At 62.1% G+C, this 22,052-nt stretch carries 16 protein-coding genes; 12 read left to right on the top strand and 4 right to left on the bottom strand.

Annotated features, from left to right (window positions below):
• Window positions 1–54: 54 nt before the first annotated feature.
• The 4 genes from LOY36_RS28170 to tssA all read right to left on the bottom strand — a co-directional run bounded on the left by LOY36_RS28170 (window position 55) and on the right by tssA (window position 3,765).
• Complete coding sequence (locus LOY36_RS28170) at window positions 55–543, bottom strand: type VI secretion system tube protein Hcp (RefSeq protein ID WP_018927416.1); 489 nt, start codon at window positions 541–543, stop codon at window positions 55–57.
• A gap of 85 nt (window positions 544–628) precedes the next feature.
• Window positions 629–2,122: a type VI secretion system contractile sheath large subunit gene (gene tssC, locus LOY36_RS28165; protein WP_018927417.1), complete on the bottom strand. Its 1,494-nt coding sequence runs from the start codon at window positions 2,120–2,122 to the stop codon at window positions 629–631.
• A gap of 15 nt (window positions 2,123–2,137) precedes the next feature.
• Complete coding sequence (tssB, locus tag LOY36_RS28160; RefSeq protein ID WP_007894500.1) at window positions 2,138–2,647, bottom strand: type VI secretion system contractile sheath small subunit; 510 nt, start codon at window positions 2,645–2,647, stop codon at window positions 2,138–2,140.
• Window positions 2,648–2,727: 80 nt separating this feature from the next.
• Window positions 2,728–3,765, bottom strand: coding sequence for a type VI secretion system protein TssA (gene tssA / locus LOY36_RS28155; protein ID WP_258671667.1), 1,038 nt, complete (start codon window positions 3,763–3,765; stop codon window positions 2,728–2,730).
• 404 nt (window positions 3,766–4,169) lie between these two features.
• Here tssA and tagH point away from each other — a divergent pair, with 404 nt between their 5' ends.
• From tagH to tagQ, 12 genes are all read left to right on the top strand, one after another.
• On the top strand, window positions 4,170–5,612 hold the full coding sequence (gene tagH, locus LOY36_RS28150) for a type VI secretion system-associated FHA domain protein TagH (RefSeq protein WP_258671666.1): 1,443 nt from the start codon (window positions 4,170–4,172) through the stop codon (window positions 5,610–5,612).
• Window positions 5,613–5,687: 75 nt separating this feature from the next.
• Window positions 5,688–6,194 carry a type VI secretion system lipoprotein TssJ gene (gene tssJ / locus LOY36_RS28145; RefSeq protein ID WP_018927420.1) on the top strand — a complete coding sequence of 169 codons (507 nt, stop codon included), beginning with the start codon at window positions 5,688–5,690 and terminating at the stop codon, window positions 6,192–6,194.
• A gap of 16 nt (window positions 6,195–6,210) precedes the next feature.
• On the top strand, window positions 6,211–7,545 hold the full coding sequence (tssK, locus tag LOY36_RS28140; RefSeq protein ID WP_018927421.1) for a type VI secretion system baseplate subunit TssK: 1,335 nt from the start codon (window positions 6,211–6,213) through the stop codon (window positions 7,543–7,545).
• Between the two features lie 6 nt (window positions 7,546–7,551).
• A complete protein-coding gene (locus LOY36_RS28135; RefSeq protein ID WP_019650059.1) occupies window positions 7,552–8,850 on the top strand; it encodes a DotU family type VI secretion system protein in 1,299 nt (432 codons plus the stop codon).
• The gene (tssM, locus tag LOY36_RS28130) at window positions 8,847–12,347 is read left to right on the top strand and encodes a type VI secretion system membrane subunit TssM (protein ID WP_258671665.1); all 3,501 of its coding nucleotides are present in this window, start codon (window positions 8,847–8,849) and stop codon (window positions 12,345–12,347) included. Before LOY36_RS28135 ends, tssM begins: the two co-directional genes overlap by 4 nt.
• Window positions 12,344–12,994, top strand: a complete 651-nt coding sequence (gene tagF, locus LOY36_RS28125; protein WP_258671664.1) for a type VI secretion system-associated protein TagF — start codon at window positions 12,344–12,346, stop codon at window positions 12,992–12,994. Before tssM ends, tagF begins: the two co-directional genes overlap by 4 nt.
• A 12-nt stretch (window positions 12,995–13,006) precedes the next feature.
• On the top strand, window positions 13,007–13,726 hold the full coding sequence (locus LOY36_RS28120; RefSeq protein ID WP_026345928.1) for a PP2C family serine/threonine-protein phosphatase: 720 nt from the start codon (window positions 13,007–13,009) through the stop codon (window positions 13,724–13,726).
• The gene (locus LOY36_RS28115) at window positions 13,723–16,755 is read left to right on the top strand and encodes a serine/threonine-protein kinase (RefSeq protein WP_258671662.1); all 3,033 of its coding nucleotides are present in this window, start codon (window positions 13,723–13,725) and stop codon (window positions 16,753–16,755) included. The genes LOY36_RS28120 and LOY36_RS28115 overlap by 4 nt, the downstream gene beginning before the upstream one ends.
• Window positions 16,755–17,471 (top strand): ABC transporter ATP-binding protein, encoded by a 717-nt coding sequence (locus LOY36_RS28110; protein WP_019580425.1) that lies wholly within the window; start codon window positions 16,755–16,757, stop codon window positions 17,469–17,471. The genes LOY36_RS28115 and LOY36_RS28110 overlap by 1 nt, the downstream gene beginning before the upstream one ends.
• Window positions 17,471–18,667 (top strand): ABC transporter permease, encoded by a 1,197-nt coding sequence (locus LOY36_RS28105; RefSeq protein WP_258671660.1) that lies wholly within the window; start codon window positions 17,471–17,473, stop codon window positions 18,665–18,667. The genes LOY36_RS28110 and LOY36_RS28105 overlap by 1 nt, the downstream gene beginning before the upstream one ends.
• Window positions 18,660–20,387, top strand: coding sequence for an SUMF1/EgtB/PvdO family nonheme iron enzyme (locus LOY36_RS28100; protein ID WP_019650066.1), 1,728 nt, complete (start codon window positions 18,660–18,662; stop codon window positions 20,385–20,387). Before LOY36_RS28105 ends, LOY36_RS28100 begins: the two co-directional genes overlap by 8 nt.
• 84 nt (window positions 20,388–20,471) lie before the next feature.
• Window positions 20,472–21,401 carry a type VI secretion system-associated lipoprotein TagQ gene (gene tagQ, locus LOY36_RS28095; RefSeq protein ID WP_019650067.1) on the top strand — a complete coding sequence of 310 codons (930 nt, stop codon included), beginning with the start codon at window positions 20,472–20,474 and terminating at the stop codon, window positions 21,399–21,401.
• Window positions 21,402–22,052: the final 651 nt, after the last annotated feature.

Genomic DNA, 22,052 nt, shown 5'->3' with positions numbered 1-22,052 from the left:
GATTCGAGCAAGCACCAAAATGCCCCCGGCGCATAACGACGGGGGCACGTTCGATTACACCTTGACGTTCTGGCGGATGTTCCAGCCGAACTTGATCGGCCCGCCTTCCTTGGTGCCGTCGGCTTTTTGTGGCTGGTAGTCCACCAGCACCTTGGCGAAGTTCAGGGTGACGTTTTCAGTCAGACGATCATCGCTGCCCGAGCCGCCGGTGCTCAGGGAACTGATCAGCACTTCTTCCAGGTTGATGATCATGTACTCGACCTGGCTTTCGCCGCCGGCCTTGCGCACGGTCAGCTTGACCTTGTCGATGTGCTTGCCGCTGGCGCAGTGCATCATCAGGTTGGGTGTAGCCTTGTCGACGTACTTGGTCAGCGACAGGTCCTGGACGTTCACCTTGCCGGCTCCGCCGCCGCCCCCCACGTGCATATTGCCGGACTGAGACATGCCCCAGCTCCAGTTCAAGACGTCGATTTCGTCCTTGTGGGCCTTGTCCATGGACTCGCCCTTGATGTCGCCGATCTTGATGAAAATATCAACAGCCATGTTCTCTCCCTGTGTGGTGTCTACCACGTTGTGTTTTCTGATCGTTCCCACGCTGAGCGTGGGAACGATCACATCAAGGGCGGTGTTACGCGCCTTTAGCCGAAGGCAGCTTGGATACCAGGCGCAGCGACACCGTCAGACCTTCGAGCTGATAGTGCGGGCGCAGGTAGAACCGAGAGTTGTAATACCCCGGGTTGCCTTCCACCTCTTCGACAATCACTTCGGCCGCCGCCAATGGGTGCTGGGCCTTGGTGGTTTCGGTGGAGTGCGCTGGGTCACCGTCGACGTAGTTGAGGATCCAGTCCTGCAACCAGCGCTGCATTTCGTCCTTCTCTTTGAAGGAGCCGATCTTGTCGCGCACGATGCACTTCAAGTAATGGGCGAAACGGCAGGTGGCGAACAGGTAGGGCAGGCGCGCGGCCAGGTTGGCGTTGGCGGTAGCATCCGGGTCGTCGTACTCGGCCGGCTTTTGCAGCGACTGGGCGCCGATGAACGCGGCGAAGTCGGTGTTTTTCTTATGCAGCAGCGGCATGAAACCGTTCTTCGCCAGTTCCGCTTCACGGCGGTCCGAAATGGCGATTTCGGTCGGGCACTTCATGTCCACGCCACCGTCGTCGGTCGGGAAGGTGTGCGCCGGCAGGTTCTCCACTTCACCACCAGACTCCACGCCACGAATGCGCGAGCACCAGCCAAAGTGTTTGAACGAGCGGTTGATGTTCACCGCCATCGCGTAAGCGGCGTTGGCCCAGGTGTACTTGGAGCTGTCGGCGCCGTCGGTGTTTTCTTCGAAGGCGAAGGCTTCCACCGGGTCGGTCTTGGCACCGTACGGCAGGCGTGCCAGGAAGCGCGGCATGGTCAGGCCGATGTAACGCGAGTCTTCCGATTCACGCAGCGAGCGCCAGCCGGCATATTCCGGGGTGGTGAAGATTTTGGTCAGATCGCGCGGGTTCGACAGTTCCTGCCACGAGCCCATGCCCATCACGGTCGGCGATGCGGCGGCAATGAATGGCGCGTGCATGGCGGCGCAGACTTTCGACAGTTCGCCCAGCAATTCGACATCCGGCGGCGACTGGTCGAAGTAGTAATCGCCCACCAGGCAGCCGTAAGGTTCGCCGCCGAACTGGCCGTATTCTTCTTCGTACATCTTTTTGAAGATCGGGCTCTGGTCCCATGCGGTGCCCTTGAATTTCTTCAGGGTCTTGTGCAGGTCGGTCTTGGAGATGTTGAGCACGCGGATCTTGAGCTGCTCGTCGCTCTCGGTGTTGTTGACCAGGTAGTGCAAGCCACGCCAGGCGCTTTCCAGTTGCTGGAACTCCGGGTGATGGATGACCTGGTTGACCTGGGCGGTGAGCTTGGCGTCGATGGCGGCGATGATCGACTCAATCGACTTGATGGCGTCGTTGGACACCAGGTCGGTCTGCGCCAGGGCCTGTTCGGCCAGGGTGCGCACGGCGGTCTCGACGGCTTCACGGGCGCGTTCGGTCTTGGGTTTGAATTCTTGCAGCAGCAGGGAGGCGAACTCGCTGGCTTCTTCGGTGGTGCCCAGTGTCTGGGCGCTTGCGCGTACTGGATCGGTCATGATCATTCGTCCTGATTAAGCCTGAGGCTCGGCGGGCTTGGGCGCACTGGCAAGTGCCTGGAGCAGCGCCGGATCCTTGATGGCCTTCATGATGATTTCTTCGGCACCGGTCTTGCCGTCCATGTAGGTCAGCAGGTTGGCCAATTGAGTGCGCGCTTCGAGCAGCTTGTTCAGCGAGTCGACCTTGCGCGCCACGGCGGCCGGGCTGAAGTCGTCCATGCTTTCAAAGGTGATGTCCAGGCTCAGGTTGCCTTCGCCGGTCAGCTCGTTGGGCACGTGGAACGCAACGCGTGGCTGCATGGCCTTGAGGCGGGAGTCGAAGTTGTCCACATCCACTTCAAGGAACTTGCGATCGGCCACAGGTGCCAGAGGCTCGGCGGGCTTGCCGGCGAGGTCAGCCATAACCCCCATCACGAAGGGCAACTGGACCTTTTTCTCGGCGCCGTAAAGCTCGACGTCGTACTCGATCTGCACTCGAGGCGCACGGTTGCGCGCGATGAATTTCTGAGAACTTTGCTTCGCCACGTTGCTGCTCCTGGTCGCTCAAGCGACGGTGTTGGCGTCATCGGCGGTGCCGGTGACGTGACTGCGTGATCCGTACGCTTTTATTCGCTGTCTGGTCCGCGCAGGTTTTCAAATTGGCTGATGCCGTCGGGAATCAGGTTGCGCACGATCGCCGCGAAGTCGGCGTGCACCAGATTCTTTGCCCGGTTCAACAGCACCGGCAGGGGGCTGGAGGGCTCGTGACGGGTGTAATAAGCAAGAATCCGGTCCAGGCTGCGCAGCACGTCGTCACGGTTGTTGATTTCGCCGGTGCTGGTGCTGGTGCTGGCGTTGCGCGGCGCGCTTGGCGCGGTGGGGTATTCAACCGGCGCGGCACTGTCGTCGCTGATGGCATCGGGCAGGGGGCTGTCGCCGCTCTGCGGGGCGAACTGACCGAGAATCTGCAAGGCCATTTTGAGCGGCTGCTTCAACGGGCCAAGGTCAACGCCCTGGGCGGAGCCGACTTGTTCGCTGACGTGTTGCTCGATGGTCTCGGCGGCGCTACGGGCCTCGTGCAAGGCTTTGCGGATGATGTCCAACTGTTCGGGATCGCTGTCGAGGAACGCTCCGGCGAGTTGTTCGGCGCCGAGGTTTTCGTCAGGGAAGCTTTGCAGGCCGCTGGCGTTGGCGGCGGCGCGCAGGCTGACAGCGCCAAAGGTTCGCGAACGGGCCAGGATACTTTCGCGCAGCAGGCGAATGGTGGCATCGGACGCCAGGCCGGCGAGGGCATTGATGCGCACGGTGGGATCGTTGTCGTCTTCGGCATCCAGGCGTGGATGCAGGTCGGCCCAGTATTGCTTGAGCAATTCACTGATCAGCGTCAGGACGCGGGCCAGGCCGGGGACACCTTCCAGGGCAAGGGAGCTTTGCAAAAGGAAATGGGTGATACGCAGGTCTTTGCTGCGTTGCAACAAGTCCAGGCTTTGCTGCTGGATGCTGCGCCATTCAGGCGGTTCGGCAGGCAATATCGAATCGCCCATGCTGCGCTCGGGCTGGCCTTGGGAGTCGCGTTCCAGGCGCAAAAAGTCCGCGTCGTATTCCAGATCTTCGCCACAAGGCGAAGTCGCGGAAACGGCGGCGAGCAGCAAAGGCACTTCCACTGAAATTGATCTCCCTATCGCCCGAGACAGAATCGGGCAGTTCACACGTTAGTTCCAAGTGGAACTTCGCATGTTTCCTTGTGTGTAATGGCCCTTTGGATCCTCTATGATCTTAAAGTGCCATCATTGTATTCAAGAAAGTTGTTCATTTTTGGTGTAGTACTTATGGCTTGTCAAGGTAAGCTATTTCTCCTGTGTGACAGATGTGAGGTGCTTAACAACCCTTGCGACCGGTAGGTCCAGGAAGGTACTGACGCAGGTTTTTTGTCACGTAAACCGGTTAAGATCAGCAAATATGCTGGTAAAAAGTTGTTTTTGAGGTTGTTTGCAAGGTTTGTCGGCGAGTTCCGCGGGGATTGATCCCCTCATTCGCCGGCGCGCAAAGTGTGCAGCAAGGAGGCAAGATGCCGCTGTGTTTGACTATCACTAGTTATCACAAGATTACCCCTGGTCAATGCTCTGAAAAATCCATGGATCAGGGAGTGATGGCAATTGGCCGTAATTCTGATAATGACTGGGTATTGCCCGATCCAGAGCGCTTGGTTTCCGGAAAGCATTGCGTTATTCAATATAAAGATGGCCGGTATTATTTAACCGATAACAGCACTAATGGTGTGGAATTGGTTAAGGCTGGCATTCGTCTGCGCAAAGGAAACAGCGAGCCGTTGCAAGATGGGGAAGTTATCCGCATAGGTGATTATGAAATCCAGGCGCGTATCGATTTCAATCTGCCGGTGACTGACAGCAACCCTTTTGCCGATTCATCCAGCAGCTTCGATGCCTTGATGGGGCGCCAGGGCGCCGTCGTGAAAACTCCGACCCCGTTGCCCGTGACCCCCCCTGCACATTTTCAGGGCGTGTCGGCCATGGACACGCTGCCGGACTTGTTCGACTTTCTGGCACCGACCACCGTCCCGCCGGCCACCCAGTCCGACCATGTCCCGGCTGAGCAGCACGACTTCCGCCCACCGACCCCGATCCCCAACCCGACGCCCATGGCCGAGCCTGTGCCGCTGGCGTCGGCCCCAGCCCCAGCGCCGGTGATTCCGGAAGATTGGGACCTGTTCAGCGACAAGCCCGCGCCGGTGGCGGTTGCACCCCTGCCTGTCGCCCCCTTGCCTGTTGCAGAGGTTGCGCCGCCAACGCCTCAAGTCAGCGTACCGGTCGAGGCACCGGTCGAGCCGCCACCACGGCACGAACCACCCGTGGCCATCGTCGAGCATCCGGTCAATCCGCCCGGCCCGGTCGACCATTCGCAACCCGACCTGTTACGAGCCTTTCTGCGCGGCGCCGGGCTGGATCAAGTGCGCCTGGAAAAGGCCCAGGCCGAAGCGCAGATGGAAAACATCGGCCGCAGTTATCGATTGATGGTCGAAGGCCTGATCGATGTCTTGCGCGCCCGCAGCAGCCTCAAGGGCGAGTTTCGCATTCAGCAGACGATGATTCAGCCGGTGGAAAACAACCCGCTGAAATTCGCTCCCAACGTCGATGAGGCCTTGCTGCTGCTGTTGCGCCACACCAATCAAGCGTTCATGGCGCCGGACCTGGCGGTGCGCGACAGCTTCGATGACTTGCGTGCCCACCAGTTGGCGGTGATGGCCGGTGTGGAAGCTGCGATCAAGCACCTGTTGGCGCGTTTCGAGCCGGCACAACTGGAAGAGCGCATGGGCAAGCCCGGTGGCCTGTCGAGCATTTTCAATGGTTCACGACAGGCCCAGTACTGGCAGCAGTTCACCGAGCTCTACAGCAATATTTCCCGTGAGGCCCAGGAGGATTTCCAGGACCTGTTCGGTCGGGAATTCAGCCGTGCCTACGAAGAACACAGTGCAAGACAACGCCGCCGCTGAGCGTGGCCGTTGCATAACGGCATTCAGAGCAAAGAACGGAACAACGGATAGCTGAAACGTCATTGAGGACGCAGGATGATTCACAGGTTTTTACTCGCAGTCGCCACCGCGCTTCTGCTGACCGCGTGTGCCAAGGAGGCCACCAAACCCCAGCCCGAAGAGGCTGAGGCCGACACGGCCGCCGTCGAGTTGCACTTTCACGCCATCGCCGGGCTCAACCCCGGAGCCACTGGCCAGCCGGCCCCGGTCCGGGTGCGCATTTTCGAATTGAAAAATGCCGCCACCTTCGGTCGTTCCGATTATTTCGCACTGGCCGAACGAGCCCAGGCGACGCTCGGTGCGGATCTGATCGACCAGGACGAAGTGCTGATCCAGCCTGGCCAGCAGTTGAGTCTGCAGCGTGACCTCGATCCGGCCACCCGCCATATCGGCGTGCTGGTGGGGTATCGCGAGCTGGATCAGTCGCTGTGGCGCACGGTGATGAACGTCCCGCCGCGCCAATACACCGAATACCAGATCAGCCTCGACGTGCGAGCCGTGCGCAGCGCCGTCGCGGTTCCCCCATCCAGCCCTGCCCAATAAACAATCGGAGCCCCCCATGTCCTGGAACAATCGCGTGGTCTGGTCGGAAGGCATGTTCATTGGAACGCAGCACTTCCAGCAGCATGACCGTTACCTGGAGAACCTCATCGACGCCCGGAGTCGCCCATTGTCGGCCGGTGCCTGGGGGTTTTCTGAGTTGCTGATCGACCAGGGCCTGCTGGCCCAGGGCAAACTGGCGATCATCTCGGCGCGGGGCCTGTTGCCAGACGGCACGCCATTCAACATTCCCCAGGATGATCTGGCGCCGAGCCCGCTGAATATCGATGACAACCTGCGCGATGGTTTGGTGTACCTGGCCTTGCCGCTCAAGCGCGCCGGTGCGCGTGACACCGTTGACGAAGGCGAGGCCCTGGGTGCTGCGCGCTATGTGAGTCAGGTGCGCGAAGTGCGGGACGACAACGCTCCGTTCGAAAACCAGGCCCCGGTGGCCGTGGGGTCGAGGGCACTGCGATTATTGGTCGCCCGGGATGGCATCAGCGACTACGCGGCCATCGGCCTGGTGCGAATCAAGGAGAAACGCGCCGACCGCGCCTTGGTGCTCGATGACACTTACATCCCGCCGCTGCTGGATGTGGTCGCCTCCACGCCCTTGGCTGCGTTTCGCAACGAGCTATTGGGCCTGCTTCATCAGCGTGGCGAAGCGCTCGCCGGGCGGGTGGTGGCGTCCGGTGCCGGCGGTGCCTCGGAGATTGCCGACTTCATGCTGCTGCAACTGGTCAACCGTGCCCAGCCGTTGATCCAGCACTTGAGCCACTTGAGCCCGTTGCATCCCGAGCGGTTCTACAGCGAGTTGGTGAGCCTGGCCGGGGAATTCTCGACTTTTACCGCTTCCGGGCGGCGACCGCAGGAATTCCCGCAGTACCAGCATGATGACCTCGCGCTGAGTTTTGCCCCGGTGATGCAAGCCCTGCGTGAGGCACTGTCGATGCTGATCGACAGCAAGGCCACGCCGATTCCGATCGTCGAAAAAGCCTATGGCATTCATGTGGCCATGCTGGCTGACAAGACCCTGCTCGACAACGCCAGTTTTATCCTGGTGGTGCGTGCCGATGTACCTGCCGAGACCCTGCGCAGCCGCTTCGGCCTGCAGAGCAAAATCGGCTCGGTGGAACACATTCGCGACATGGTCAACCTGCAATTGCCGGGCATCGGTCTGCTGCCGCTGCCGGTGGCGCCACGGCAGATTCCCTATCACGCCGGCTCCACCTATTACGAACTCGACCGGGGCAGCGAGCATTGGCAACAACTGGCCAACTCCGGCGGTTTTGCGTTCCACATCGCGGGTCAGTTCCCGGGGTTGAACCTGGCTTTCTGGGCGATCCGAGGATAAACCGCGATGAATAACGACGATCGTACCCAGTTCATGCCGACACCCGGTGGCCGTGGCGCCGAGCCGGCCCGCCCGGACCCTGGCCGCGCCCAGCCCGCGCCGCTGTCAATGCCGGCCGCGCCGGTGTTGACCGGCAAAGCCGAAGGTCTCAACCCCCTGGAGAGCGCCGCGGGCCCGCTGCTGGCTTTGCTGACCCGTTTGCGCAACACCATTGCCCACCCGGCACCAGCGAGTCTGCGGGCGCAACTACTGGCCTACCTGCGCCAGTTCGAGGAACGCGCCGAGGCCGCCGGCGTGGTGCGCAACGATGTGTTGCTGGCCCGCTACGCCTTGTGCACCGCCCTGGATGAAGCGGTGTTGAGTACGCCGTGGGGTGGCACCGGCGACTGGGGCAAGCAGAGCCTGCTGATCACCGTGCACAACGAGGCCTGGGGCGGCGAGAAGGTGTTCCAGCTATTGGAACATTGCCTGCAAAGCCCCCGCGAACGTTTGTATCTGTTGGAGCTGTTGTACCTGTGCATGTGCCTGGGTTTCGAAGGGCGTTATCGGGTCATGAATGATGGTCGCAGCCAACTGGAGGCGTTGCGTGAGCGCACCAGTGCAGTTATCCGCAGCGCCCGTGGCGAATATGAGCGTGAACTGTCGCCCCATTGGCGCGGCGTGACCGTGGCGCGCGATCGACTGGCGCAATTCATGCCGCCATGGATCGCGGTGGCCATCGGTGTGGCGTTGCTGCTGGCCCTGGTGTTCGGCCTGCGCTTGAAACTGGCCGCCGATGCCGAGCCGGTGTTTAAAAACATTCATGCGCTGGGCGAGATCCCGGTGCAGGCCATCGACCGTCCGGTGGTGCAGCCGAAACTGGTCGAGCGGCCACGCTTGGCCGGTTTTCTCGCTGATGAAATCAAGGCTGGCCGGGTGGCCGTGGAAGATGCCGTTGACCGTTCAGTGGTGACCATCCGTGGCGATGAGCTGTTCGCCTCGGGCAGCGCCAGTATCGTCGACAATTTCCAGCCGCTGATGCTGCGCATCGCCGATGCCATTCGCAAGGTCAAGGGCCAGGTCCGGGTGACCGGCCACAGTGACAATCGCCCGATTGCCACCTTGAGGTTTCCATCGAACTGGGCGTTGTCCGAGGCACGGGCCACTTCGGTGCTGCAAATCCTTTCGGCCAAGACCGGCCAGCCCGAGCGCTTCAGCGCCGAAGGCCGCAGCGACACCGAACCGTTGGCCTCGAACGCTACGACTGAGGGCCGCGCACGCAATCGTCGGGTCGAAATCACAGTGTTGGCGGAGGGGGTCGAGTGAAGGCGTTTTTCAGTTTTATGACCCGCTGGGTCATTCCGTTGCTGGGGCTGATCGCCCTGAGCCTGATCATCTGGTTTGTCGGGCCGCTGCTTGAGCTCCTGGTGCCCGAAGGCCGGCGCTGGGCGCTGATCATTCTGCTGTTCGCGGTGTGGATCGCCTATCGAGTGTTTCGCATCATCCAGGCCCGCCGTCAGGCCGCCGAAGTCATGCGCAGCCTGGCGGCGCAAACCCCGCCGGACCCGACCAGCATCGCTACGGCCGAAGAGCTCGAAACCCTGCGCCAGCGCATGGACGAAGCCCTGACGCTGTTGAAGAAAGCCAAGCTGGGCGGCGACGAACGACGCAATCTCTACGAATTGCCGTGGTACGTGATCATCGGCCCGCCGGGTTCGGGCAAGACCACGGCGCTGGTCAACTCCGGTCTGCATTTTCCGTTGGCCGCGCAGTTGGGCGCCGGTGCGGTGCGCGGCGTCGGCGGTACGCGCAATTGTGATTGGTGGTTTACCGACCAGGCTGTGCTGCTCGACACCGCAGGCCGCTACACCACTCAGGACAGCGACGCGACGGTCGACAAGGCCGCATGGCTGGGCTTTCTGGGGCTGTTGAAAAAACAGCGGGCCCGTCGCCCGATCGACGGTGCATTTATCGCCATCAGCCTCTCCGACCTGTTGCTGGGCAGCGATGCCGAACGCGCCGCCCATGCCGCTGCGATACGCCTGCGCATTCAGGAGCTGTACACCCAACTGGGTGTGCGTTTCCCGATCTACCTGATGCTGACCAAGCTCGATCTGGTGCCTGGGTTCATGGAGTATTTCGACACCCTGAGCAAGGAAGAGCGAGCCCAGGTCTGGGGCATGACCTTCGCTCTGGATGACGGCAAAAGCAATGACAGCCCGCTGGCCCATCTGCAAAGCGAATTCGCCGGTCTGGAGCAACGCCTGAACGATCGGCTGGTGGAGCGCTTGCAGCAGGAACGCGACCCGGCGCGGCGCGATCTGATCTACGGTTTTCCACAGCAGTTCGGCGCGTTGAAGGATTGCCTGCAAAGCTTCCTTGAGGGCGTGTTCAAACCCAACGCCTTTGAAGAGCGGGCGCTGTTGCGCGGGGTGTACTTCACCAGCGGCACCCAGGAAGGCAGCCCGATTGACCGGCTGATCGGCTCCATGGCCCAGAGCATGAACCTGGACCGCCAGCACCTGGTGCGCCAGAACGGCACCGGGCGCAGTTACTTCATCGAAAAACTCTTCAGCGCCGTGGCCTTTGCCGAGCGTGGACTGGTGGGGGTCAACCCGAAAGTCGAACGTCGACGCAAGTGGATCGCCCAGGGCGTGCTGGCCTCGACCGTAGCCTTGGTGCTGGTGGTCGGGACCTTGTGGTGGGTCAGCTACCGCGCCAATCAGGCGTATATCGCGCAAGTCGATCAGAAAGTCGTGCCCCTGGGCCAGGCCGTGCAGAACCTCAGCCCGGCCCAGCGGGACGTGCTCGCCGTGTTGCCCTTGCTCAACGCAGTGAAGCACTTGGCCGATGATGCGCCGAACTGGGCCGAAGGCCTGGGTCTGTATCAGGGCGACATGCTTGAAGCCGAGTCCGGCAGCGTTTATCGCAAGCTGTTGATCGCGGTCTTCGCGCCGCGCTTGCTCACGCGTATCGAGGAGCAACTGCACGGCGGCGGCAATTCGGACTTCCTTTACGAAGGCTTGAAGGCCTACCTGATGCTCGCCGACAGCGAGCATTACGATGCTGATTTCATCAAGGCGTGGATTGCCCTGGACTGGGACCGCAGCCTGCCGCGCGACTTGCCGGCCGAGCAGCGCGTAGCCCTCGGTGAGCACTTGCAGGCGCTGTTCGAACGCCATCCGCCCACTGCGCGTCTCGACCCACGCCTGATCGACGATTTGCGCCGGCAGTTGCAACAGCTGCCGGTGGCCCAGCGTGTCTACGACCGGATCAAACGGCAGAAACTGCCGGACGGCATTGCGGACTTTCGTCTTAACGAAGCGGCCGGGCGCGATGCTGCGCTGGTGTTCAGCCGCAAGAGCGGCAAGCCGCTGGGCGACCCCTTGAGTGGCTTCTTCACGGCCAAGGGTTACCGCCAAGGGTTTTTGCTCACCAGCCTGAACCAGACCGGCACCCTGGCCGAGGAGCAGTGGGTGCTCGGTCGCGATCAGGCAGAACAACAGAACGTCGCCAGCCTGGCTGCCGATGTACGCCGTTTGTATTTCCAGGATTACCAGCGCCAGTGGGACGCCTTGTTGGCTGATATCGACTTCGTGCCGATCACCAGCGTGGCCCAGGCCGCCGATGTGCTGCGGGTGATTTCCGGGCCGACCTCGCCGTTGAAAAAACTGCTGGTGGCGGTGGCGAAGGAAACCGACCTGCAACAGGAAGAACGCCTGTTGGCCGCCAAGGGCGCGCCGGTGGAGGGCGGGGTCGACAAGCTCAAAGAGCGCCTGGGCACCTTGCTCGGCCAGGAGCAGGCGACGCAAAACGCACCTGAGGCCAGTGACGATCCAGTCACCGCGCATTTTGCCGAACTCAACCGCATCGTCAGCAAGAACGAAGGCGAGCCGGCAGCCATCGACGGCCTGCTGGCCGACATGAACGCCCTGTATGTGCAGGTCAGCGCCATGGTCGGTGCCAGCGGCGACGCCTTGCTTGGCGAAGCCAAGAACCAGGCCGCAGCGGCGGCGACGCGGGTCAGCCTCAACGCCGAGCGTCAACCGGCGTTGGTGCAGGGCCTGGTCAAGTCGGTGGTCAACTCCACCACCAACAGCATGATGGGTGGAGTACGCAATCAACTGAACGCGGCCTGGACCAGCGAAGTGGTGAACATCTATCGCCAGTCCCTGGCCGGGCGTTATCCGATGTCGCCAGGCAGTGCACGGGACGCGACCCTCGACGACTTCGGTCAGTTCTTCGGTGTGGGCGGGGTGATGGACAACTACTTCCGCAAATACCTGCAGCCCTACGTGGATACCTCGACCCAGGCCTGGCGCTGGCAACCGGGCGCCGCGCAGAAGCTCGGCATCGCCCCGGGCGTGCTGCAAACCTTCCAGCGGGCAGCGACCATCCGGGATGCGTTTTTCCGTTCCGGCGGTACCCAGCCGATGGTGCGCTTCGAACTCAAGCCCGTGGCCATGGATTCCACCATCACTCAGTTTTTGCTCGACCTCGACGGCCAGCAATTGAGCTACGACCACGGACCTAGCCGTCCGACCGCGATGCAATGGCCCAACCCCGGCAGCATCGGCGTGGTGCGGATCTCGATCATGCCGCCCACGGCCAGCGGTCGGTCCGGCATCACCCTGGACGGGCCCTGGGCCTGGTTCCGCCTGCTCGAGCAATCGGACCTGACCGCCGGCAACTCGCCGGACCGCTTCAACCTGCGGTTGCGGGTCGATGGCGCCAGCGCCTCTTATGAGCTGCGGGCCAACAGCGCCTTCAACCCGTTCAAGAGCCGTGTGCTCAGCGGTTTCAGCCTGCCGGAGCGCTTATGAGCACGCCGGGCTTCTATGGAAAGTTGGCCAGTCGCGGAGACTTTGTCAGCCGTGGCTTGCCGCAGAGTTTTATCGGCCCCTGGGATTCGTGGCTGGCGGCGGGGTTGCTCGCCAGCCAGAGCCTTGGCGACCGTTGGCTGAATGCCTATCTGGTCAGTCCGCTGTGGCGCTTTATGGTCGCGCCCGGTGTGTGTGGGCCGCAGGCCGCCGTGGGGGTGGTGATGCCGAGCATTGATCGGGTTGGCCGGTATTTTCCGCTGACCGTTGCGGTGCTGCTGGATCACGACACTGATCCTGCGTCGGTGATAGGCGGTTCGGATAGCTGGTTTGAACAGGTCGAGCAATTGCTGTTGAGCACCTTGAACGTGGAGGCAAGCTTCGAGGCCTTCGGTGCAGGACTGGAGGCGCTGGGCAGTCCGGCTTATCTGCGACGCACCCCGAGCAGCCGTTTTGCCGGTCTGCACCGCTTTGATGTCACTGATCCGCAGGCGCGAATGATCGCCCTCGCCGAACAGGCCTGCGAAGGGGCCAGTATGTGGTGGGGCCAGGGTTCGGAGCGCATTGCCCCCGGTTTATTGCGGTGCCAGGGCCTGCCGGCCGCCGCTGACTTTGCGCAATTTTTGCTCGGCCAAGAAGGTGTTGTGTAGATGTGTTCAAACGTGGGAAGGACCCTCAAGTCTGCAAGCAAAAGCCATGTCGGCATGGTCCGCCAGGTTAACGAAGACGCTTGCCTGGACCTGCCGCAAAAAGGCCTGTGGGTGGTCGCCGATGGCATGGGCGGGCACGCGGCGGGAGACTACGTCAGCAGTCTGATTGTCGACAGTCTGCGTAGCATTGCTGTGGGCCGTTCGCTGGATGAATACGTCGCGGCGTTGAAAACCGACCTGCTGCGGGTCAACGCCGCCGTGCGTGAAGAAACCGCCAACCGCGGCGTGACCATGATGGGCAGTACGGTGGTGGTGATGGCGGCGCGTGACTTGCGTGGGGTGTGTTTGTGGGCGGGTGACAGCCGCTTGTATCGCCTGCGTGACGGCCGGCTCAAACGCATCTCGCGGGACCACAGTTACGTCCAGGATCTGCAGGACAGCGGCCTGCTCAGTGAAGCCGAAGCTCGGGTGCACCCGCGGTCCAATATTGTCACCCGCGCCATCGGGGTCCAGGCACAGCTGGAGCTGGCGATGGTCGAGTTGCTGTTGAAGCCCGGCGACAGTTACCTGTTGTGCAGCGACGGGCTGAACAAAACCGTTGAAGATCATGAGATCCGCGAGGTGCTGGGCCACGACGAGCCAGGGGAAATCGCCAGCAGCCTGGTGTCCCTGGGCCTGATGCGCGGCGCTCCGGACAACATCACCGTCATCGTCGTGAAGGTGCCTTCATGAACCTCACCGCGAACATTCTGATCCCCGGCTACGACATCGACGGTGAGATCGGTGAGGGTGCCATGGCCAGCGTTTACCTGGCGACCCAACGCTCGCTGGAGCGCAAGGTGGCGTTGAAGGTCATGGCCGCCGCGCTGGCAGCCGATCCGAGTTTCTGCGAGCGCTTCCTGCGCGAAGGCAAAACCCTGGCGCGCCTGTCTCACCCGCATACGGTCACTATCCATGACATCGGCAATGTCGGTGAGCTGTATTACATGGCCATGGAGTACCTGCCCAACGGTACGCTCAAGGAGCGCATTGCCGCCGGCCTGACGCCGGAGCAGGGCCTGATCTACATCCGCCAGATCGCCTCGGCGCTGGGCTATGCCCATGGTCTGGGGCTGGTTCATCGCGACGTCAAACCGGCGAACATTCTGTTCCGCGCCGATGGCACAGCGGTGCTCTCGGACTTCGGCATCGCCAAGTCGCTGGACGACCGCACCCAGTTCACCCAAGCGGGTTTCGCCGTCGGCACGCCCAGCTACATGAGCCCGGAACAGGCGCGCGGCCAGGACATTGACGGCCGGGCCGATCTTTATGCCCTGGGCGTGGTGCTCTACGAAATCCTCGTCGGCAAACTGCCGTACACCGGCAACGACGCGCTCTCTACGGCCCTGGCGCATTTGACCGAACCGCTGCCGGAGCTGCCGGTGCACCACGGTCGTTATCAAGAGGTGCTGCGCAAGCTGTTGGCCAAGGATCCGGCCGAGCGTTTCCCGGATGCAAAGGCGTTGTTGCAGGCGCTGGATAATCTGCCCGGGGAATCGGTTGAAGCGACCACGATCCGGCCGTTGCCCCTTCCGGTGGGCAATGACCTGGCGGGACTGACGCCGGTGTCTATCGACATTCCGACGAGCCCTGCACAGCCACAACCCCAAGCCAAGCCTGTTGCGCCGACGGCGAAGTCGACGCCGCAATCCCCGGCCTCGGAGCAGCGCAAGGGACCGGTGTTCGCGCTTGCCGCTGTTGCGGTAGCCGTGGTGCTGGCCTTGGGCGGCGCGGGTTATTGGTGGCTGTCCGGTGACGTCGAGGCGGACGCCAAGGTGCCAGTGGCTTCAGTGCCTCCAGTCAAAACACCACCACCAGCCGTGGCGCCACCGGTGAACCCCCCTGTGGCGACAGACGTCGATAATGGTCAGCGCCCGCTGCTGATGGCCGGCAAAAAAACCTTGTTCCAGCGGGTGCTCAGCAAGCCGGGAGCGAAACTCGCCAGTGAACCGGGGGCAGCACCTGACAAGGCCTTGCCGGCGTTTTCCGTGCTGTACGTCTATCAGCGCCAAGAGGTGGCCGGCAGCCCGTGGCTACGCGTCGGCGCCGCCACCGACGGGCGCAGTGACGGCTGGTTGCCAGCCGAACAAGTCAGCGACTGGAAGCAAAGCCTGGTGCTCAAGTTCACCGAACGCTCCGGTCGTGCGCCGGTGATGTTCCTGCGTCAGCCCGGCGAAGTGGAGCGGCTGCTGGCCGATCCGTCGGCTGCAAAAAACCTGTTGCTCAAGGCCCAGCAGAACCGTGAAGACAATCAGCAGGTACTGGCCCTGGAACCGGCCGCCAGCGCGGTGCCGCAAAACCAGTTTTATCTGTTGCCAATCTTTGATTCGCGCGAGAGCTTCGATGAAAACGGCCAGCCGGTGCAGTTGCTGAACGTGGCGTCCATCGACCCCGGCAATGCACCGAAGGCCACTGTCGGCAACACTCCGATCAGCGCCGCCAATGCCGATGCATTTCGCACCGCCGTGGTGTTGGTCGTCGACACCACGGTGTCCATGCAGCCCTACATCGATCAGGTCCGTGACGTGGTGCATCAACTGCAAACCCGCATCGCCGAGCGGGGCGAGCTGGACAGTGTCAGCTTTGGCCTGGTGGGGTTTCGAAACAGCATCCAGAAAACCCCGGGCCTGGAATACGTCGCCAAAACCTTGATCACTCTGGACCAGGGCCGCGACCCACAGCGCTTCATGGACCTGGCGCGGCAGGTCAAGGCGTCCACGGTCTCGAGCCATTCGTTCAATGAAGATGCGTTTGCCGGCGTGATGGAAGCGGTCGAGGGCATGGACTGGTCCGGTTATGGCGGACGCTTGATTCTGTTGGTCACCGATGCCGGTGCGTTGCGCAAGAACGACCCGTATGCCACCACGCAAATGAACGAGGCCGAAGTACGTCAGGCCGCGTTGGGCAAACAGATCAAAATCTACGCCTTGCACCTGCTCAGCGATGCCGGCAAGAAAACCCATGGCGGTGCGCAAAGCCAGTATCGCACCCTGACCGCCGACGCCAACCCGCAGATCGGCGATCTGTACATCCCGGTGCCGGGCGCCGATGTGCGCAAGTTCGGTGAACGGGTGGACGAGATCGGTTCGGTGTTTGCCGACCTGGTGCATCAGGTGCGCAGCAACAAGTCGCAAACCGTGCCGCTGCTGAGCGCTGCGCCGAGCCTGGCCGACAAATCGGCGGCCGTCGGCTACGCGATGCACATGGACTTCCTGGGGCTAAAAGCCGCCAGCCAGGCGCCGCAACTGGTCAGCGCCTGGACCGCCGACCGCGACCTGACCAACCCGGCACTGCCGGCGTTCCAAGTGTGCGTGATGCTGACCAAACTGCAGCTCAACGACTTGCAGCAATCGCTGAAACTGATCGTTGACGCCGCCCGCAAGACCCAGACCTCACCGAAGAATTTCTTCCAGGAAATCGCCAGTGCCAGTGCCTATATGAGCCGAGATCCCTCGGCCTTGCGCAAGGGCGGCAATCTGGCCGATGGCGGGGTTTTGGGGGAGTACCTGGAAGGACTGCCTTATCGCAGCAAGTCGCTGAACATGACCCAGGATTTGTGGCTTTCCCTGAGCGTGGCCGAGCAGGAGGACTTTATCGACGAGCTGGACTCGAAAATCCGCCTCTACGAAACCTTCCACAACGACCTGGCCAACTGGGTGCGTTTCGGCGATGCCGAACCGGGTGATGCCTTGTACCGCGTTCCATTGTCGACGCTGCCGTGATGCTGAACATGAACGCAGTGCACAAAAGCCGGGGCGCCGGCAGCCAGCGCTACAGCCTGGTGATTCCACGGCTGCAACTGCGTGCCGGTGAGCAACTGGCGGTGGTCGGTCCCAGTGGCTGCGGCAAAAGCACGTTGCTCGATTTGCTGGCGCTGGTGCTGGCGCCGGATCGGGCCGGGCAGTTTGATTTTGCGTCCGGCCAAACCACGACTGACATTGCCGGGCTGTGGCGCGCAGATGCGCAAAGTGCCTTGGCGAACCTGCGCAGCCGGCACTTGGGCTACGTGCTGCAAACCGGTGGCCTGCTGGATTTTCTGGACGTGCGCGGCAACATCGACCTGTCGCGCCAACTGCTCGGCTTGAAAGACGACGGCAGCGTCGATCGCCTGGCCGGGGCGTTGGATATCACCGATCAACTGGGCAAAAGACCGTGCGACTTGTCCGTTGGCCAACGGCAACGGGTGAGTTGTGCCCGCGCCCTGGCCCATGGGCCGCGCCTGCTGTTGGCCGATGAACCGACCGCTGCCCTCGATCCGCTGAACGCGGAACGCGTGATGCAGTTACTGGTGACCCAGGCTCGTGAACACAGGGTGTGCTGCGTCGTTGCCACCCACGACGAGTCACTGGCCCGCGCCAGCGGTTTGCAGGTGCGACGCATCAGTTGTCATCGCGACGTCGATGGCGGTGTCACCGCCACCCTTGGGGAGGCCTGCTGATGCGCGGCGCGCTGGTGGCTTCCCTGGCCTGGCAGGATTACCGCAACGATGCCTGGCTGTCGGCCTGCTCGGTATTGGCGCTGGTGGCGGTGATCGCACCGCTGCTGGTGCTGTTCGGTTTGAAATTCGGTCTGGTCAGCAGTTTGACCGAGCGCCTGGAAAACGACCCGGCCACCCGGGAGATCATCCCCCTGGGTGGCGGCCGGTTCAGTGCCGCGTTTATCGAGCAGTTGAGCCAGCGCAGCGACGTGTCGTTCGCCTTGCCGCGCACCCGGCAGATTGCCGCGACAGCGGATCTGACCGCAGGCGCTTCGACGGTGACTGTGGAAATGATCCCCACCACCGCCAACGATCCGTTGCTCGGCAGTCTGCCGGTGCCCCAAGGGCTGGATCAGGTGCTGCTCAGCCAGACCGCCGCCGAAAAGCTCGGGGCCAAGGCCGGTGATTGGTTAGAGGCCGGTTTTGGCCGGCAGGTGGCCGGTCGTGGCGAGGCGCAGCGCACTCGCGTTCAGGTGCTGCAGGTTCTGCCGCTGGAAGCCTTCGCCCGGGACGGATTGTTCGCGCCGTTGACGTTACTGGAAGCGGCTGAAGATTACCGGGACGGCCGCGCCGTGCCTGCGTTCGATTGGCCAGGTGATGCGGTGGGCGCGACGGAGCAGCGGGTATATCCGGCGTTTCGCCTGTACGCCCGCAGCCTCCAGGATGTCGAGCCGCTGCGCCAGTACTTCGCTGCGCAGAACCTGCTGGTCTCGACCCAGGCCCAGGCCATCGCCCAAGTGCAATCGCTGAGCCGCAACCTGTCGATCGTGTTCTGGATCATCGCCGGATTGGCCGTGGCGGGAGCGTTCGCGGCGATTTTTGCCGGGGCGCTTGCGGCGGTCGAGCGCAAGCGTCGAGCGTTATCGGTGCTGCGCTTGCTGGGGTTTTCCACGGCAGCGTTGCTGTTGTTTGTGGTGGTGCAGGCGCTGTACAGCGCCGGCCTTGCCGCCCTGTTGAGTGCCGGGCTGTATGGCCTGGCGCAATCGGGCTTGAACCATTTATTTGCGCAGATGCCGGGCGAGTACGCCAGCCATCTGCTGGCGCGTCACTACGCGTTGGCCCTGGCGGCAGTGCTCGGCGTCAGTGCCGTGGCGGCGCTCTGTGGTGGCTGGCGAGTGGCGCGTATCCAGGCGTGTGAAGGAATCCGAGATGTATAAGTTACTGGGCGCCGCCGTGGCGCTGAGCCTGGCCGGCATGGTCTGGGCTGATGAAGGCACCGACAAGCTGGACAACCCCAAGCCGTTGCCCGATGACGTCAGCCTGCCGCTGCCGTGCGAAGGGCAGATGGTGTTCCGTTACGTCTACATCCTGGCCCAGGGCAGTCTGGACGACCGCGAGATCAGCCTCGGTTACCCGTTCAGCGAAGGCGAGGCCGGCTATCAGCAGTCGTTCATTTCCGGTTATCGCCGGGACTTCATCAATGGCCAGTTCACCCTCAAGGATCTGCCCAAGGACTGGAGTAAAAGCATCACCCCGTTGATGCCCAAGACCGACGCCAACACCCCGCTCAAACCGATGCTCTATTTCATCGGCAAATACGAAGTCACCGCCCGCCAATACGCGCAGGTCATGGCCCAGGCGCAATCGTTGGCCAGCGGTGAACCAGCGCCAGCCTGCGAGGCGTTGCAGGCTGAAATTCCGCAAGGCATGGCCGGGCGTTTGCCCAAGGTGAAGCTGTCGCGATTCGAGGCGGAACGCTTCTCGGCGGTGTACAGCGCCTGGCTGATGAAATACCACAAGGACCTGCTGCCGGTGAGCGGTCGCGGCACCTCGGCAGAGGAGGGCGGGCTGGGTTTTGTGCGCTTGCCGACCGAAGTCGAATGGGAATTTGCTGCCCGTGGCGGGCAGGCCGTCAGCCGTCAGGACCTGGAAGGGCGCCTGTTTCCCCGGCGCCTGGACGGCAGCGAAAGCGACGGACCGCTGGCCGATTGGGCGGTCTTCAATCAGGTCGCCGGCGGCACCGGTCAGGCCGCGCGGTTGATGCCGATCGGTACCAAACTGCCAAACCCCATTGGCTTGTTCGACGTGATCGGCAACGCCGCCGAAATGGTCCAGGAGTCCTTCCAGCTGGTGCACGCCGGACGCCGCCAGGGCACCTACGGCGGCTTCGTGGTCAAGGGCGGCAATTACCTGGAAGGCGAGGGCACCTTGTTTACCGGGATGCGCCGCGAGTACCCGCTGTTCGCCGCCGACGGCACCGAGCAAAACAACGAAACCACCGGGTTCCGGGTCGCGGTTGGCGCGTTGTCGGCGCCCCGTTCGCGCTACAAGGAACTGTTTGCCCAATGGCAGAAAGAAGGTCGGCTGGCTTCGCTGACCGATGCCATCGATGACGCCCAGGACCCGACCAAACGCCTGGACAGCATCATTGCCGCCAGCGTCGATCCGCGTTTGCAAGCCGAGTTGGGGCTGGTCAACGAAGAGCTCAAGCGCAACGTCTCGCTCATCGCCCAACAGCGCGAGGAAGCGGCCGGCAACCTGATCCAGTCGGCGGCCCTGGTGGCCGAGACCGTCAACAACTACAACATTCGCCTGACCAATTTGCAGAAGAGTCGCCAGCAGGCCGTGGACGCCAAGGACGAGGCCAGCGCCAAGCTGTTCGCCATGGCCATCGACAACGGCCGCAGCGCGCTGGACGGCGCGGTGGCGATCTACATCGACAACCTGGCGACTGGCACGCGCTACACCGATGCCGTGATCCAGGCGCAGTTTCAACGCATCAAGGAAGAGTTGGAGCGCAAGCCGGTACTGGGCAAGAGCCTGGTGACGCGCGCGACGTTATTCGTTCGCCATGTCGGTGATTATCGTCAGCAACGACGAGCCGACCCGGCGGCGATATTGAAGGAATTGCTCGCATCGAACGCTCAGCGGTCTTGATCGTTCGTTGTACAGCGAGCTTGGAAGGGACTCAGGCGGCGATGGGCCGTGCTGAGCTGGTCAAACTTAAACGAGAACACAACTATGCTTTCCTCCCGTAAAGCTTTTGCTTCGGTTTCCAAGCGTCACTTGCTGCTGATCGCTGTTGGCTTCAGCACCGTACTGACCGGTTGCGCTACGTCGCCGACGTCCAAGGTCGCCTCGAGCACCAAGGTCGAGTACTACCCGAACTGCTACGAGCCGGTGCAGCACCTGCGCGCCACCGATTCGAACATGACCAAGTCGGTGGTTACCGGTGCGGCTGTCGGCGCTGTCGGCGGTGCACTGTTGGGCGCCCTGACCGATTCCGAGAACCGTGGCCGCAACGCCGCCATCGGTGCAGCAGGCGGTGCCCTGGCGGGCGGCGCGGTCGGTTACTACAACGAGCGTCAGAAGCAGATCGCCGATGACAACCAGCGCATCGCGTCCTACGCCTCCGACGTCAACAAAAGCGCCGCCGACATCGACCGCAGCACCGCGTACGCCAAGGCTTCGCAACAGTGCTACCAGAGCGCGTTCACCAAACTGGTCGCCGACCGCAAGGCCAAGACCGTCAGCGACACCGAGGGCCGCAAGCGCCTGGCAGAAATCGTCGCCGGCCTCAAAGAGTCCAACGACCTGATCGTCGCGGTGAACGGTAAAGCCAGCGAAGACCTGAACAACTACACCCAGGCCTACGAAAAAGACCTGCAGCAAGTAGGCGTGCAGCGCACTGACGTGGTCACCGTGGCGACCGCCGACACCACACCGGTCGTGACCCCGACCAAGAGCAAAAAAGCGGTGAAACCGGCGAAAAAACCGGTGCTGCCAACCGTGCCGAAAGAAGCGGTCACCACCGAGAAAACCCTGCAAACCGCACAAGCCAAACAGGCGGAAAGCAAGCAAGTCGCCAGCGCAGGCACCACTCAGGTCAACAGCATGTGCAAGAACCCGGACCTGGGCGACTGGGCACCGGTACCTTGCCCGAATGTTTGATTGAGCTTTCTGTAGGGCTTTGATCATTCCCGCGCACTGCGTGGGAATGATCTGTACTGGCTACGCCTGGGCGCCATGCGCCGCCATCTCCTGCGCTGGCAAATGATCCAGCGCTCGCTTCACCAGCAACTGCGGATTATCCGCCATTCTGCTCAACGCCAATTTACATCCCTGCCAGCTTCCATAGGGGATGCCGAGTTGGAACAGGCGCAAACTACCCGGCACGCTTACAAGCGAACAAAAGAATGATGTCGGACGCCTCCAGAAAGTACGTCAGAGTTTTCCGCGTTTCAGAATGTTGCGTCAGCAATGCGCGAAGGGCTTTCGATACTTTTGTAAGAAATTTGAGGCGAACAGAATATGTATCTGGAGAGAAACGGATCAAATACAAGGCGCCATCATTTTGACGGAGCCTTGTATTGCTTATTGTCCGTCACTTCTATGTCCATAGATGACTGTAACTTTTCGGAAACCTCCTACATTTTTCATTTTTTAATTTTGTCATGCTGGGTTCCGCTTCAGAACGTGAATGTTCAGCGATTATCACCGGGTTTGATAAACCGCTCTGGTCCAATGGTTTCGGGGGCAATGCGTCGAGATGGGAGGGTTAAAGTCAACGTCAGGGAATCCCCTGTCACATATAGGGCTTTC

Source organism: Pseudomonas sp. B21-019, from assembly GCF_024749225.1.
Lineage (GTDB): Bacteria > Pseudomonadota > Gammaproteobacteria > Pseudomonadales > Pseudomonadaceae > Aquipseudomonas.
Note: the sequence above shows the minus strand (reverse complement) of the source record. Positions and strands in the feature narration are given on the sequence as shown.

What these genes read in the sequence shown, in the direction of transcription:
- LOY36_RS28100 (WP_019650066.1), top strand. Translation starts at nt 18,660, where the DNA reads ATGTATAAGTTACTGGGCGCCGCCGTGGCGCTGAGCCTGGCCGGCATG.
- tagH (WP_258671666.1), top strand. Translation starts at nt 4,170, where the DNA reads ATGCCGCTGTGTTTGACTATCACTAGTTATCACAAGATTACCCCTGGT.
- LOY36_RS28170 (WP_018927416.1), bottom strand. Translation starts at nt 543, where the DNA reads ATGGCTGTTGATATTTTCATCAAGATCGGCGACATCAAGGGCGAGTCC.
- tssJ (WP_018927420.1), top strand. Translation starts at nt 5,688, where the DNA reads ATGATTCACAGGTTTTTACTCGCAGTCGCCACCGCGCTTCTGCTGACC.
- tssC (WP_018927417.1), bottom strand. Translation starts at nt 2,122, where the DNA reads ATGACCGATCCAGTACGCGCAAGCGCCCAGACACTGGGCACCACCGAA.
- tagQ (WP_019650067.1), top strand. Translation starts at nt 20,472, where the DNA reads ATGCTTTCCTCCCGTAAAGCTTTTGCTTCGGTTTCCAAGCGTCACTTG.
- tssK (WP_018927421.1), top strand. Translation starts at nt 6,211, where the DNA reads ATGTCCTGGAACAATCGCGTGGTCTGGTCGGAAGGCATGTTCATTGGA.
- LOY36_RS28115 (WP_258671662.1), top strand. Translation starts at nt 13,723, where the DNA reads ATGAACCTCACCGCGAACATTCTGATCCCCGGCTACGACATCGACGGT.
- LOY36_RS28105 (WP_258671660.1), top strand. Translation starts at nt 17,471, where the DNA reads ATGCGCGGCGCGCTGGTGGCTTCCCTGGCCTGGCAGGATTACCGCAAC.
- LOY36_RS28110 (WP_019580425.1), top strand. Translation starts at nt 16,755, where the DNA reads ATGCTGAACATGAACGCAGTGCACAAAAGCCGGGGCGCCGGCAGCCAG.
- tagF (WP_258671664.1), top strand. Translation starts at nt 12,344, where the DNA reads ATGAGCACGCCGGGCTTCTATGGAAAGTTGGCCAGTCGCGGAGACTTT.
- LOY36_RS28135 (WP_019650059.1), top strand. Translation starts at nt 7,552, where the DNA reads ATGAATAACGACGATCGTACCCAGTTCATGCCGACACCCGGTGGCCGT.